The 13,930-nt window shown below is 60.9% G+C and carries 10 protein-coding genes and 4 pseudogenes; 11 read left to right on the top strand and 3 right to left on the bottom strand.

Annotated features, from left to right (window positions below; translation table 11 throughout):
- The first annotated feature begins 30 nt into the window (after nucleotides 1-30).
- The 6 genes from ehuB to N7E02_RS02965 all read left to right on the top strand — a co-directional run bounded on the left by ehuB (nucleotide 31) and on the right by N7E02_RS02965 (nucleotide 4,392).
- Nucleotides 31-882, top strand: coding sequence for an ectoine/hydroxyectoine ABC transporter substrate-binding protein EhuB (ehuB, locus tag N7E02_RS02990; RefSeq protein ID WP_286578003.1), 852 nt, complete (start codon nucleotides 31-33; stop codon nucleotides 880-882).
- A 59-nt stretch (nucleotides 883-941) separates the two neighbouring features.
- Nucleotides 942-1,607, top strand: coding sequence for an ectoine/hydroxyectoine ABC transporter permease subunit EhuC (gene ehuC, locus N7E02_RS02985; protein ID WP_286578002.1), 666 nt, complete (start codon nucleotides 942-944; stop codon nucleotides 1,605-1,607).
- A 12-nt stretch (nucleotides 1,608-1,619) separates the two neighbouring features.
- Nucleotides 1,620-2,312, top strand: coding sequence for an ectoine/hydroxyectoine ABC transporter permease subunit EhuD (ehuD, locus tag N7E02_RS02980; RefSeq protein WP_286578001.1), 693 nt, complete (start codon nucleotides 1,620-1,622; stop codon nucleotides 2,310-2,312).
- Nucleotides 2,309-3,088 (top strand): ectoine/hydroxyectoine ABC transporter ATP-binding protein EhuA, encoded by a 780-nt coding sequence (gene ehuA / locus N7E02_RS02975; RefSeq protein WP_286578000.1) that lies wholly within the window; start codon nucleotides 2,309-2,311, stop codon nucleotides 3,086-3,088. The genes ehuD and ehuA overlap by 4 nt, the downstream gene beginning before the upstream one ends.
- Before the next feature lie 169 nt (nucleotides 3,089-3,257).
- The gene (locus N7E02_RS02970) at nucleotides 3,258-3,833 is read left to right on the top strand and encodes a nuclear transport factor 2 family protein (RefSeq protein ID WP_286577999.1); all 576 of its coding nucleotides are present in this window, start codon (nucleotides 3,258-3,260) and stop codon (nucleotides 3,831-3,833) included.
- Nucleotides 3,760-4,392, top strand: coding sequence for a TetR/AcrR family transcriptional regulator (locus tag N7E02_RS02965; RefSeq protein ID WP_286577998.1), 633 nt, complete (start codon nucleotides 3,760-3,762; stop codon nucleotides 4,390-4,392). Before N7E02_RS02970 ends, N7E02_RS02965 begins: the two co-directional genes overlap by 74 nt.
- A gap of 225 nt (nucleotides 4,393-4,617) precedes the next feature.
- Here N7E02_RS02965 and N7E02_RS02960 read toward each other — a convergent pair.
- From N7E02_RS02960 to N7E02_RS02950, 3 genes and pseudogenes are all read right to left on the bottom strand, one after another.
- Nucleotides 4,618-5,744, bottom strand: a pseudogene (locus tag N7E02_RS02960) (acyl-CoA dehydrogenase family protein).
- A gap of 14 nt (nucleotides 5,745-5,758) precedes the next feature.
- Nucleotides 5,759-6,946, bottom strand: a complete 1,188-nt coding sequence (locus N7E02_RS02955; RefSeq protein ID WP_286577997.1) for an acetyl-CoA C-acyltransferase — start codon at nucleotides 6,944-6,946, stop codon at nucleotides 5,759-5,761.
- A gap of 21 nt (nucleotides 6,947-6,967) precedes the next feature.
- Nucleotides 6,968-7,734: pseudogene (locus N7E02_RS02950) on the bottom strand (3-hydroxyacyl-CoA dehydrogenase).
- A 131-nt stretch (nucleotides 7,735-7,865) separates the two neighbouring features.
- On the opposite strand from N7E02_RS02950, the pseudogene N7E02_RS02945 reads away from it, so the two are divergent.
- The 5 genes and pseudogenes from N7E02_RS02945 to lpdA all read left to right on the top strand — a co-directional run bounded on the left by N7E02_RS02945 (nucleotide 7,866) and on the right by lpdA (nucleotide 13,902).
- Nucleotides 7,866-8,866: pseudogene (locus N7E02_RS02945) on the top strand (AraC family transcriptional regulator).
- A 130-nt stretch (nucleotides 8,867-8,996) separates the two neighbouring features.
- On the top strand, nucleotides 8,997-10,229 hold the full coding sequence (locus tag N7E02_RS02940; RefSeq protein ID WP_286577996.1) for a 3-methyl-2-oxobutanoate dehydrogenase (2-methylpropanoyl-transferring) subunit alpha: 1,233 nt from the start codon (nucleotides 8,997-8,999) through the stop codon (nucleotides 10,227-10,229).
- A gap of 1 nt (nucleotide 10,230) precedes the next feature.
- On the top strand, nucleotides 10,231-11,244 hold the full coding sequence (locus N7E02_RS02935; protein WP_286577995.1) for an alpha-ketoacid dehydrogenase subunit beta: 1,014 nt from the start codon (nucleotides 10,231-10,233) through the stop codon (nucleotides 11,242-11,244).
- A gap of 3 nt (nucleotides 11,245-11,247) precedes the next feature.
- On the top strand, nucleotides 11,248-12,510 hold the full coding sequence (locus N7E02_RS02930) for a dihydrolipoamide acetyltransferase family protein (RefSeq protein WP_286577994.1): 1,263 nt from the start codon (nucleotides 11,248-11,250) through the stop codon (nucleotides 12,508-12,510).
- Nucleotides 12,507-13,902: pseudogene (gene lpdA, locus N7E02_RS02925) on the top strand (dihydrolipoyl dehydrogenase). Before N7E02_RS02930 ends, lpdA begins: the two are co-directional and overlap by 4 nt.
- Nucleotides 13,903-13,930: the final 28 nt, after the last annotated feature.

Below are 13,930 nucleotides of genomic sequence, written 5' to 3'. Positions count from 1 at the left end.
CCGCGAAAACCCAACCAGAGGAGTATTCACATGCATATCACCAAAATCGCCGGGCTTTCCGCCCTCGCCTTTGCCATCGGCATCACATCTGCCAGCGCGCTTACTGTGGAAGAGGTCAAGGAGCAGGGTTATATCCGCGCCGCGACGGCCAACGAAGTGCCCTATTCCTACATGCAGCCTGACGGCACCTCCGCCGGCATCGGTCCGGATGTGGCCAACGCCGTTCTGAAGTCCATGGGCATCGAGGAAGTCAACTGGACGGTGACGCCGTTCGGCACGCTGATCCCGGGCCTGAAGGCTCGCCGCTTCGATTTTGCCGCTGCCGAACAGAACATTTCGCCCGAACGCTGCAAGCAGGTCTCCTTCACAGAGCCGAACTCGTCCTATGGCGAAGGTCTTCTGGTGAAGAAGGGTAATCCTAAGGGCCTGACCACCTATGCCGACATCGCCAAGGATCCGTCGCTGAAGGTGGCCGTCGTTTCCGGCGCAAACAATGTCGACTTCCTGCGGGCAGTCGGCGTCAAGGACGAGCAGATCGTCTTCATTCCTGCCAATGCGGATGCGATCCCGACCGTGCAGAGCCGTGCCGATGCCTATGCAGCGACCGAGTTGACCGTCTCGGAACTCGCCAAGGGTCAGGCCAATGTCGAGCAGGTCGCGCCGTTTGAGGATCCGATCGTCAAGGATGCGCCTGTCCGCAACTATGGCGGCTTCGCCTTCCGCCCCGAAGACAAGGAGCTGCGTGACGCCTTCAATGCTGCTCTCGTCGAGTTTCGCAAGACGGACGATTACAAGAAGATCCTGACCAAGTATGGCCTCTCCGAGCAGAGCATTGCTGCAGCTGCCGAAAAGAACGTCGCCGATCTCTGCGCCGGCAAGTGAGCGCACGAGGCGCTCGGTCCTTGCCGGGCGCCTTTCGTCAAAACTCAGGAGACTTCCAGATGGACTGGACAGCCTACCTGCCGATGCTCTGGCAAGGTGCCGTCGTCACCATGACGATCACGCTGGCTTCGATCGCCGTCGGCGCGGTGCTTGCCTTCTTCTTCGGCATTCTGCGCGTTGAAGGTGGGCCTATCCTGTCGGCTATCGCACTTTGCTACACGGAAGTGTTTCGTGGCACCTCGCTGTTCGTGCAGCTCTTCTGGTTCTATTACGCATTGCCGCTGGTCGGACTGAGCTTCGATCCGGTCACGACGGGCATTCTGGTGCTCGCCGCCCATGCCGGCGGTTATGGTGCGGAGATTGTGCGAGGTGCGCTTTCGTCCGTCTCGACACAGCAACTGGAAGCCGCCCGTGCGCTGAACTTCAACCGTTTCCAGACGCTGTTTCGCATTTCATTGCCGCAGGCGGTGGTCGAGATGATGCCGGCCTTCGGTAATCTCGCCATCGAGACGCTGAAGCTTTCCTCGCTTGTGTCACTGATCTCGATTGCGGATCTCACCTTCGCAGCGCAGTCGATCCGCAACATCACCCTCGATAGCGCCAGCATCTATTCGATCACGCTTCTCTGCTACTTCGCCATGTCGCTCGTGCTGATGGTCGCAATCCGGGTGATCGAGCGCTTCGTGCGACGCGGCGACGTCTTTCCCCGCACCCGCCATTCGTGAGGGCTTACCGTTATGATGTATGGTTACGAATGGGACACGACGACATGGGTCACCTACACGACTTCGATCCTGCCCATTATCCTGATCGGCTTGACGGTCACCTTGAAGGCAGCCGCCGCGGGCTTTGCCATTGCGCTGGTTCTGGGTCTTGTGTTTGCGCTCCTTCGCCGCAGCCGCATCAAGGTCATCTCCTGGCCGACAGCATTGATCGTCGAGTTCCTTCGCGATACGCCGCTTCTGGTGCAGCTCTTCTTCCTCTACTATGTGCTGCCGGATTTCGGCATCGTGCTTCCGGCGTTTCTTACGGGTGCACTGGCTCTCGGCCTGCAATATGCCGCCTACACGTCTGAGGTCTATCGCGGTGGCATCGAAGCCGTCCATCATGGCCAATGGGAAGCGGCCACCGCGCTCAACCTGACACGCATGCAGACTTATCGCGACGTCATAATTCCCCAGGCCATCCCGCGCATCGTTCCGGCCATGGGCAATTATCTCGTAGCCATGATCAAGGAAACGCCGGTTCTTTCCGTCGTAACCGTTCTTGAGATGATGGGGCTGGCGAACATGATCGGCGAACGCACCTTCGAATATCTCGTGCCGCTGACACTGGTCGGCCTGATCTTCCTCCTCCTGACGCTGATCTGCTCGGCGGGCCTCCACCGCTTGCAGAAAGCCCTCCCGAAAGCAGGAATACCCTTGCGATGACCGATAACAACAACCTGCCCCTCATAGAATTTTCCGATGTCACTAAGCGCTTCGGCATCCTGACCGTGCTCGACCAGTTCAATTTCAGCGTCGCAAAGGGCGAGAAGGTTACGCTAATCGGCCCGTCAGGCTCGGGCAAATCGACGGTCCTGCGCATCCTGATGACGCTGGAGCCGTTCCAGGAGGGCAAGCTCATGCTCGGCGACATGTCCTACCATGAGGCCGGCGGCAAAGGTCCGTTCCATGCTTCGGAGAAACATCTGCGCCAGATCCGCAATCACGTCGGCATGGTCTTCCAGAGCTTCAATCTCTTTCCGCATATGACAGTTTTGCGCAACGTGGTCGAGGCACCGGTCCGGGTGCTGGGCATGGCGCGGGCGGAAGCAGAAGCGCGGGCGATCGAGCTGTTGCAGATGGTAGGCCTTGCGGACAAGAAGGATCACTATCCGGTCCAGCTTTCCGGCGGCCAGCAACAGCGCGTGGCGATCGCCCGGGCCCTTGCAATGCGCCCGCGCGTCCTGCTGTTCGACGAGCCGACCTCTGCTCTCGATCCGCAGCTGGTGGGTGAGGTACTGTCCGTGATCCGTGGCCTTGCGCACGAGCATGATTTGACAATGTTGCTTGTGACCCACGAGATGCGCTTCGCTCGCGAAGTGTCGGACCGTGTCTGCTTCTTTGACAAGGGACGCATTTGCGAGCAGGGAAAACCCGAGGAGATATTCGGGAGCCCCCAACAGGAGCGGACGCGAGAATTCCTGTCTTCGATCCTCGGGTGAGCAGAAAACAAGCCTCCTGCGCCCTACCATGGGCGCGGCGGATGCTCTGGTCTTCTAACATTAAGCACGGAAACTGGATGAGCATCGAGCAGCGCAATTATTTTGGAACGATTGTTCCATTATACTGTTTTGGAATACGGCAATCATGCTCGTTTAGAGGAGAAATCAAATGTCGTATTCGAACATCGAGCAGACGAACCTTGATACTGTGAATTCCGCGCTTGCAGCTTCGTCAGGAGACTTTGCCAAGTTCTTTGACCTCTTCATTGACGATGTAGAATGGACGCTTGCCGGCCATGGCCCGGTTGCCGGAACCTATAACAGCAAGAAGGAGCTCTTTACGAAAGCTGAGGAGGCGCTTTTTGCACGTTTCGCTTCTCCCCTGCAGATCTCCGTCGATGGCACGTGGGCCGATGGGGACAAAGTATTCGCGCGGATCAAAAGCGCCACGACGGCGGTCGACGGAATACCCTATCGCAACGAATACATGTACATCATGACCATGCAGGATGGCCGGGTCGTCTCAGGGATCGAATGGCTTGATTTCAATGCCTATTACGAGATCATAGATCGAGATCAAGTTGTAGAAAACTTCGATGACCGGTGGGGGCGATTGAGATCGCCTTCATTTGCCTACAGCAGCCAGCCCACCGGCGGCTGCGCGGTTCTCGATGAAGCAGAAGCTGGAAGCTTGTGTGAGCAAACCTGCAAAGCAAACGAGAGGTCGCCCTCGCCAGTTCGATGAAACGACAGCGCTCATAGCTGCCATGCGTGTGTTCTGGCGGTATGGCTACGCAGGTTCGAGTGTAAGCTTGCTGCTAAAGGAGATGGCCATCAATCGGGCCAGCATGTACGCAACCTTCGGCAACAAAGAGACGCTCTTCAAGAAGGTAATCGAGCAATACGAAGAAGAAAAAGAGCGCTACATGCGTAAGGCACTCGACCAACCCTCTGCCAGAGGGGTAGCGGAGCATCTCCTGCAAAATACGATTGACCTGAAAACGGATCAGGGCGATCCACAGGCCAGTATGTCGGTGGTGCACTCGTCAAGTTTCGGGCCGGGTGACATCTCGCTAAGAAAATTTATTCAAGAACGCGGGAATTTTTGGCGAGCGCAGCTGATTGCCCGCATTGCAAGAGCGCAGACCGAGGGCGATTTTGATCCAGGGCTCGACGCACGCGGGCTCGCCCTTACGCTGAAGGCGGCAACAGACGGCCTGCTCGCAGCAGCTGGGAATGGTGCCACCGAAGCCGAACTTCGAAACATATCAAAGACATTCTTGAGCCTTTGGCCAGGACGCTAGTCACGAGGGCATTCAACCGGATAACCCCTTGATCATATAGTACAGAGATCGCCAATGAACTGGAGCAGATGCTGCAGAACTGACCCGTCGACCGTTGCCGCCGTAGACCACCTGGTTTCGCATGTCTCCTCATATCTAATTTTTCACTGATCGGCGCGCCGAAGATCGTATCGTCATCTGCTTATCTCAGATTGACCGTCGATCGGACCGCCCTTTCGTCTCGTCTCACAAGTTGCGGGCGATAACCATTCGCTGCACGTCGCTCGTTCCCTCATAGATTTGGCAAATGCGCACATCCCGATAGATGCGCTCGACCGGATAGTCGGCCATATAACCGTAACCGCCGTGAATCTGGATCGCGTCGGAGCAGACGCGCTCGGCCATTTCCGACGCGAAGAGCTTCGCCATGGAGGCCTCGGATAGACACGGCATTCCCGCCTCCCGCAATGCAGCCGCGTGCCAGACAAGCTGCCGGGCTGCTTCTATCCGCGTTGCCATGTCGGCCAGCCGGAAGGCGACCGCCTGGTGATCGAAGATCGGCCTGCCGAATGCCTTTCTCTCGCGGGCATAATCACGCGCCGCCTCGAAAGCGGCCTGCGCCATGCCGACGGATTGCGCCGCAATGCCGATACGCCCCCCTCCAGGTTTGCAAGCGCGATGCGATACCCCTCGCCTTCCTCTCCAAGCCTCAAGTTCGCTGGGATCCGCATTTCGTTGAAGGCGATCTGGCAGGTGTCGGAAGAATGAAGGCCGAGTTTCTCCTCGACGCGGATCACCTCGTAACCGGGCGTATCGGTCGGAACGATGAAGGCGGAGATGCCTTTCTTGCCCGCATCGGGATCGGTGACGGCGAAGACGATGATCATCTGCCCGTTCTTGCCCGAGGTGATGAACTGTTTTGCGCCGTCGATCACATAATGATCGCCATCCCGCCGCGCGCGCGTCTTCAGGTTCGAGGCGTCAGAGCCTGCCTGCGGTTCGGTCAGCGCAAAGCCAACGATCCATTCGCCGGATGCGAGACGGGGCAGAAAGCGCTCCTTCTGCTCTTCTGTCCCGAATTTGAGGATCGGCACGCAGCCGACCGAACTGTGGACGCTCATGATCGTCGAGCATGGCCCGTCGCCGGCGGCGATTTCCTCGACGGCTGCCGCGTAGGCTAGGACGCCGGTGTCAGAGCCGCCATAGGCCTCCGGCACGAGCATGCCGAGCAACCCGAGCGCACCCATTTCCTGCAATTCCTCACGCGGGAACCGATGCTCCCTGTCCCGCTCCGCGGCACCCGGAGCCAGGCGCTCGCGGGCAAAGCTGCGGGCCATTTCGCGGATCTGCTGCTGGGTTTCCGAAAGGATCATCGGTCTTCCTCCCGTCAGGATCGTTCGATCGCGATGGCCGTCGCTTCGCCACCGCCGATGCAAAGCGCCGCCATGCCGCGTTTCAGGTCATAGCGCTCCAGCGCGGCGATCAACGTCACCAGAACACGGGCGCCGGATGCGCCAATCGGGTGGCCGAGCGCGCAGGCACCGCCATGGATATTGACCTTGTCATGCGGCAGGTCGAGATCCCGCATCGCCGCCATGGCGACGACCGCAAAAGCCTCGTTGATCTCGAACAGATCGACATCGGAAAGCGGAAGGCCCGTCCTGTCGGAGAGTTTCTGCAAGGCACCGATCGGCGCAGTGGCAAAGAGCGCCGGTTCCTGCGAATGCGTGGCATGGCCGATGATCGTTGCGAGCGGAGAAAGCCCCCGGCGTTCGGCTTCCGAGCGCCGCATCAACACCAGCGCTGCCGCGCCATCCGAGATCGAGCTGGAATTGGCGGCCGTCACCGTGCCACCATCACGGAAGGCGGGTTTCAGGGTCGGGATCTTGTCGAGTTTGGCCTTGCCGGGCTGTTCGTCTCGATGCGCCACCTGCTCGGTTCTGCCAGATTTGACCGTAACCGGAACAATCTCTCTGTCGAACCAACCTTCCTCGATCGCCTTCTGCGCCCGCTTGAGGGAGGTGACGGCATATTCGTCCTGCGCCTCGCGGGTAAACTGATAGGCCTCGGCGCAATCCTCGGCAAATGTGCCCATCAACCGGCCCTTGTCATAGGCGTCCTCAAGCCCGTCGAGAAACATGTGATCCAGCACACGGCCATGCCCGAGCCTGTATCCGCCTCGCGCCCGATCCAGCAGGTATGGGGCATTCGTCATGCTTTCCATACCGCCGGCAACAGCGATGGAGGCACTTCCGGCGGCGATCATGTCTTGACTTATCATGACAGCCTTCATGCCCGAGCCGCACATCTTGTTGACCGTCGTCGCACCGGCGGCGAAGGGAAGGCCGGCATGGATCGCCGCCTGCCTCGCCGGCGCCTGCCCCTGCCCCGCCGGAAGCACGCAACCGAAGACGACCTCTTCAACGGCATCGGCCCGCACGCCGCTTCGCTCAAGAGCCGCACGAATGGATGCCGCACCGAGATCGGGTGCGGCCGCGCCCTTCAATTCGCCCTGAAAGCCGCCGATCGGCGTGCGGGCCGAACCGACGATGACGACGGGATCCTGCAATTGCATCTCTCCTCCTTCAGGCGCGATTCAGCGCACGCCCATCCGAATAGCGCCGTCGAGCCGAATGACTTCGCCGTTCAGCATCGTATTTTCCAGGATATGGCAAACCAGCGCTGCAAACTCGGATGGCCGCCCAAGCCGTGGCGGAAACGGCACGCTGCTTCCAAGCGCATGGCGCACTTCCTCCGGCATGGCCGCCATCATCGGAGTTTCGAAAACACCCGGGGCAATGGTCATGACACGAATGCCGTGACGCGCCAGTTCGCGCGCGATCGGCAGAGTCATCGCCGCTATTCCGCCCTTAGAGGCCGCATAAGCCGCCTGCCCGACCTGCCCGTCGAAGGCTGCGATCGAGGCCGTGTTGACGATCACGCCGCGCTCTCCTCGGCATGGGGTTCGCTGTCCTTTATCGCGTTGGCCGCAAGCCTGAGCAGGTTGAAGGAGCCGACCAGATTGACATTGAGCGTCCGTGCAAAACTGTCGAGTTCGTGCGGCCCGTCGCGGCCGATCACCTTCTGCGCCGGTGCGATGCCGGCACAATTGACCAGCCCGCGTAGATTTCCGAAGGTCTTCACGGCCGCAGCGACTGCGGCTTCTCCATCCGCGGCGCTGGTGACGTCGGTCCTGACGAAATGTACGCGGCCCGCAAATTCCTGCTCGATCGCCTCGCCTTTGTCGCGATCGAGGTCGGCGATCATCACGCGGCCGCCCGCTTCGGCAAGCATGCGCACCGTAGCAGCCCCGAGACCGGAACAGCCGCCGGTAACGAGGAAACCGGCATCGCGGATCAACATTGCATTATCCCTCCCTCGCCGGCAGTCTCCTCAACCCGAACGACGAACATGATTTTATAAGCTTTGACTGTTGCAAGCGATGACGGAAATGATCCATTATTTCGGCCAGTTTTGCCACTGCAGCGAGATCGATGGCCGAGACCGAACGACATATGATCGCCCCGAGCTTTGTCGAGGAAGCCCTCGACAGCCTGCGGCGTAGCGGACGCCCGACCGAGCCGTTGCTGGCGGATTTAGGCCTGCCACCCGTCGTCACCGAGCCGGTTTCGGCGCAGACATTCGGGCAATTGTGGCTGGCTATTGCTGCCGAGCTGGATGACGAATGCTTCGGCCTCGGCGCCCGGCCGATGCAGCGGGGCAGCTTTACCCTTCTCTGCCATTGCGTGCTGCATGCCCCGACGCTCGAACGGGCTCTGCGACGGGCGCTGCGCTTCCTCAACCTCGTTCTCGGCGAACCGACAGGCCGGCTTGTGGTCCACGACGGGATCGCGGAAGTCCAGTTGAGCGATGAGGGAGAGCTGCGGTCGGCCTTTGCCTATCGCAGTTACTGGATCATCCTGCATGGGCTGACCTGCTGGCTCGTGGGAAGGCGCATCCCGATCCGGCTCGTCGATTTTCGCTGTGCCGAGCCGGAACAGAGCGCCGATCACCGGCTCTTTTTCGGAGCGCCCATCCGCTTTTCGCAATCTCTCAGCCGGCTGGGCTTCGACGCAGCCATGCTCGCCCTGCCGATCTCGCGCAACGAGCAGCAGTTGCGGCATTTTTTGCGCGGAGCGCCGGCAAACATTCTGTTGCGCTATCGCTATGACGCAGGAACGGCCGCAGCCGTGAGGCGTCGCCTCACCCAAAGGAGCCCGCCGACTGGACAAGCTTCGCAACGCTCGCCACCGACATGCGCATGTCCTCCTCGACACTCCGCCATCGCCTGCATGACGAAGGCCAGAGCTATGCAGGTATCAAGGACGAGATCCGCCGCGATCTTGCCTGCGGCAGGCTGACCAATACGGGCGAGACCATCAGCGAGATTGCCACCCGGCTCGGTTATTCCGAACCGAGCGCCTTCTATCGGGCATTCCGGAAATGGATGGGACAAAGTCCCGAGGCCTTTCGAAAGAGCCAATTGAGCCCATAGCCTGCTCACCTATGGCAAAATTGGCCGAATAATCACAGCAGTTCTGTCATGGCTTGCCATTGGCGCTACGAATACCATTCTCTTCTAATCGACACGCTTTTGAGGAGAAGCAGGTCGATCGGGAGGAGATATGGTGGATACAGGTCATCTGAGCCTGCACGTCCCGGAGCCTGCAGTGCGTCCGGGCGGGCAGCCCGATTTTTCCAATGTCAGGATCGCCAGAGCAGGCGCCGTGCCTCGGCCGGAGGTCGACGCTGCGGCAGAGGACATTCGTGACCTCGCCTATTCGATCATACGCGTTCTCAACCGGGAAGGCGAAGCTGTCGGCCCATGGGCCGGACTTCTGTCCGATGACGACCTGAGGACCGGCCTTCGCCATATGATGACGCTCCGGGCCTTCGATGCCCGCATGCTGATGGCGCAGCGGCAGGGCAAGACATCCTTCTACATGCAGCATCTGGGCGAGGAAGCCGTCAGCTGCGCCTTCCGCAAGGCGTTGAAGAAGGGCGACATGAATTTCCCGACCTATCGGCAGGCGGGCCTTCTCATCGCCGACGACTATCCGATGGTCGAGATGATGAACCAGATCTATTCGAACGAGAGCGATCCGCTGCGAGGCCGGCAGCTGCCGATCATGTATTCGTCGAAGGAGCATGGCTTCTTCACCATTTCCGGCAACCTCGCCACCCAGTATGTGCAGGCAGTCGGCTGGGCCATGGCGTCTGCGATCAAGAACGACAGCCGAATCGCTGCCGCCTGGATCGGTGACGGTTCGACGGCGGAATCGGATTTCCATTCGGCGCTGGTCTTCGCCTCGACCTACCGCGCCCCGGTCATTCTCAACGTCGTCAACAACCAGTGGGCCATCTCGACATTCCAGGGTATCGCCCGCGGCGGCTCCGGCACCTTTGCCGCCCGCGGCCTCGGTTTCGGCATTCCGGCGCTGAGGGTCGACGGCAATGATTATCTTGCCGTTCATGCCGTCGCCTGCTGGGCGGCGGAGCGGGCAAGGCGCAATCTCGGACCCACGCTGATCGAATACGTCACCTACCGGGTCGGCGCGCATTCAACCTCGGACGATCCGAGCGCCTATCGGCCGAAGACGGAATCCGAGGCATGGCCGCTAGGCGATCCGGTGCTGCGGTTGAAGAAACACCTGATCCTGCGCGGCCTCTGGTCGGAAGAACGGCATGTGCAGGCGGAAGCGGAAATTACGGACGAGGTGATCGCCGCCCAGCGCAAGGCCGAGGAACACGGTACGATGCATGCCGGAGGCAGGCCCTCCGTGCGCGACATTTTCGAAGGCGTCTATGCCGAGATGCCCCCGCATCTGCGCCGCCAGCGGCAAAAGGCGGGATACTGACATGGCCCGGATGACGATGATCGAGGCGGTGAGAAGCGCCATGGATGTCGCGATAGGGCGGGACGAGGATGTCGTGGTCTTCGGCGAGGATGTCGGCTATTTCGGCGGCGTTTTCCGCTGTACGCAAGGGTTGCAGGCGAAATACGGCAAGACCCGCTGTTTCGACACGCCGATCAACGAATCCGGCATTGTCGGCACCGCCATCGGCATGGCCGCCTACGGGTTGAAACCCTGCGTAGAGATCCAGTTCGCCGACTACATGTACCCGGCCTATGACCAGCTGACGCAGGAGGCCGCGCGTATCCGCTATCGCTCCAACGGCGATTTCACCTGCCCGATCGTCGTGCGCATGCCGACCGGCGGCGGCATATTTGGCGGCCAGACACACAGCCAGAGCCCGGAGGCTTTGTTCACCCATGTCTGCGGCCTCAAGGTCGTCGTGCCATCCAATCCCTATGACGCCAAAGGCCTGCTGATTGCGGCAATCGAAGATCCCGACCCGGTGATGTTTCTGGAACCGAAGCGGCTCTATAATGGACCCTTCGACGGTCATCACGAACGACCGGTCACGCCATGGTCGAAACACGCGCTCGGCGATGTGCCGGATGATTATTATTCGATCCCGATCGGCAAGGCGGAAGTGCGCCGGCAAGGTTCGGCCGTCACCGTGATTGCCTATGGCACGATGGTGCATGTGGCGCTCGCCGCCGCAGAAGATACCGGCATCGATGCCGAGGTCATCGATCTCAGAAGCCTTCTACCGCTCGATCTCGATGCGATCATCAGGTCGGTGTCCAAGACGGGCCGCTGCGTCGTCGTGCATGAGGCAACACTCACCTCCGGTTTCGGCGGAGAGATCGCGGCCTTGGTGCAGGAACATTGCTTCTATCATCTCGAAGCCCCGGTCATGCGCGTCGCCGGCTGGGATACGCCTTACCCGCATGCGCAGGAATGGGACTATTTTCCCGGTCCCGCCCGCGTCGGGCGTGCGCTGACCGACGTCATGGAGGCCTGAGCCATGGGCGAATTCACCATCAAGATGCCGGATGTAGGCGAAGGTGTCGCCGAGGCCGAGCTCGTGGAATGGCTCGTGAAGGTCGGCGATCCCGTGCGCGAGGACATGGCGGTCGCCGCCGTGATGACCGACAAGGCAACGGTGGAAATTCCCACGCCCGTCAGCGGAACCGTGATCTGGCTCGGCGGCGAGATCGGCGACACGATCGCGGTCAGGGCGCCACTGATCCGGATCGAGACGGAGGGTGGCAGCGACGAGATTACCGCTCCAGATCCGGCACCGGAGCAGCCGAGAGCAGACGAACCGGAGCCAGAAAAGCCCGCACCTCCCGAAATCCCTGAAAAATTAGCCTCGCCCGCGCCGGCTCCGCGTCCCTCACCCGAGATAGACAAGCCGCTGGCGGCACCATCGGTACGGCTTCTGGCGCGCGAGAGCGGCATAGACCTTCGCCAAATAAGCGGAACGGGCCCGGCTGGCCGCATTCTGCGCGAGGATGTCGAGCAGTTCCTTGCCCACGGCAAGGACGCCCCAGCCCCGCAACAGGGTTTTGCCAGGAAGACCTCGAAGGACGAGATCAAGCTCACCGGCCTTCGCCGCCGCATCGCCGAAAAGATGACACTTTCCACCTCGCGCATCCCGCATATCACCTATGTGGAAGAGGTCGACGTGACGGCACTGGAAGAGTTGCGGGCGACGATGAATGGCGCGCGCAAGCCCGAGCAGGCGAAGCTAACCCTCCTGCCCTTCCTGATGCGGGCCATGGTCAAGGCGGTAACCGATCAGCCCGACATCAACGCCACATTCGACGACGATGCCGGTGTCCTGACCCGGTCCGGCGCGGTGCATGTCGGCATCGCCACCCAGACACCTTCAGGCCTCATGGTGCCGGTCGTCAGGCACACGGAAGCGCGCAGCATCTGGGATTGCGCGGCGGAAATGAACCGGCTGGCGGAGGCCGCCCGCTCCGGCACCGCCACGCGCGACGAGCTGACCGGTTCGACCATCACCATCAGTTCGCTCGGCGCGCTCGGCGGCATCGTCTCGACGCCGGTCATCAATCATCCGGAAGTGGCGATCGTCGGCGTCAACAAGATCGCCACCCGCCCGGTCTGGGATGGCACCCAATTCGTGCCCCGCAAGATGATGAACCTCTCCTCCAGTTTCGACCATCGCATCATCGATGGTTTTGATGCCGCGACCTTCGTCCAGCGCTTGCGCACACTGCTCGAAACTCCAGCCCTGATCTTCATCGAGGGTGAGCCATGAAAGAGATCTCCTGCAAGCTTCTCGTCATCGGCGCCGGCCCCGGCGGCTATGCCTGCGCCATCCGCGCCGGCCAGCTCGGCATCGATACGGTCATCGTCGAGGCAGCCAAGCCCGGCGGTACCTGCCTCACCATCGGTTGCATCCCTTCCAAGGCGCTGATCCATGCAGCGGAGGTCTTTGATGCAACACGGCAGATGGCGGTCGGGCGCAACGCCATTGGTATTCGCGTCGAACCGCCATCGATCGATCTTGCCGGGACCGTGGCCTGGAAGGACGGTATTGTCGGCCGGCTGACCGGCGGCGTCTCCGGCCTTTTGCAGAAGGCGCGCGTGAAAATCGTGTCCGGCCGCGCCCGTTTTCGCGACGGCAAGACCGTGGAAGTGGAAACCGAGACCGGCCAGCAGATTGTTCGCGCGGAGACAGTGGTCATAGCTACCGGCTCAGATCTCGGTCGAACTTTCCGCCCTGCCCTTCGGCGGGCGCGTCATCTCCTCAACCGAAGCTTTGTCGCTTAAAGAAGTGCCGAACAAACTCATCGTGGTCGGCGGTGGCTACATCGGTCTGGAACTCGGCACCGCTTTTGCCAAGCTGGGATCGGAGGTGACCGTGGTGGAGGCGACGGCGCAGGTTCTGCCCATCTACGATGGCGACCTGGTCAAACTGGTGACACGCAGGTTGACCGAACGCGGCATCAGGATTTTCACCAATACCAAAGCGGTCGGGCTCTCCGAAAACGGTGATGCGCTGATTGTCGAAGGACCGGACGGGCGGCAGGAACTGCCGGCTGATCATATCCTCGTTGCCGTCGGTCGCCGCCCGCGAAGCGTCGGGTCCGGGCTGGAAGACCTCGATCTGGATCGCTCTGGCCCCTACCTGCGCATCGACGACCGCTTCCGCACCTCGATGCGTGGCATCTATGCAATCGGCGACGTCACCGGCGAGCCGATGCTGGCGCATCGCGCCATCGCGCAGGGCGAGATGGTGGCGGAGATCGTCGCGGGTAAAAAGCGGGCCTGGGACAAGCGCTGCATCCCCTCGATCTGCTTTACCGATCCGGAAATCGTCAGTGCCGGTCTTTCGCCGTCCGAGGCGCGCGCGCAAGGCTACGAGGTGAAAATCGGGCAATTCCCCTTCACCGCCAATGGAAGGGCAATGACGATGCAGGACGAAGACGGTTTTGTCCGCGTCGTGGCAAGGGCAGACACCAATCTCGTACTCGGGCTGCAGGCTGTCGGTTCGGGCGTATCCGAACTTTCTGCGGCATTCTCGCTGGCAATCGAGATGGGTACCCGGCTGGAGGATATCGCAGCCACGATCCATGCCCATCCGACGCGCAGCGAAGCCCTGCAGGAAGCTTCGCTGAAGGCGATGGGCCACGCCTTGCATATCTGAACGGGATTGAAGGCTATCTGGGAGGAGG

This window comes from Terrirhizobium terrae (assembly GCF_030323265.1).
Classification (GTDB): domain Bacteria; phylum Pseudomonadota; class Alphaproteobacteria; order Rhizobiales; family Rhizobiaceae; genus Neorhizobium.
This window is presented reverse-complemented; position numbering and strand designations above follow the sequence as displayed.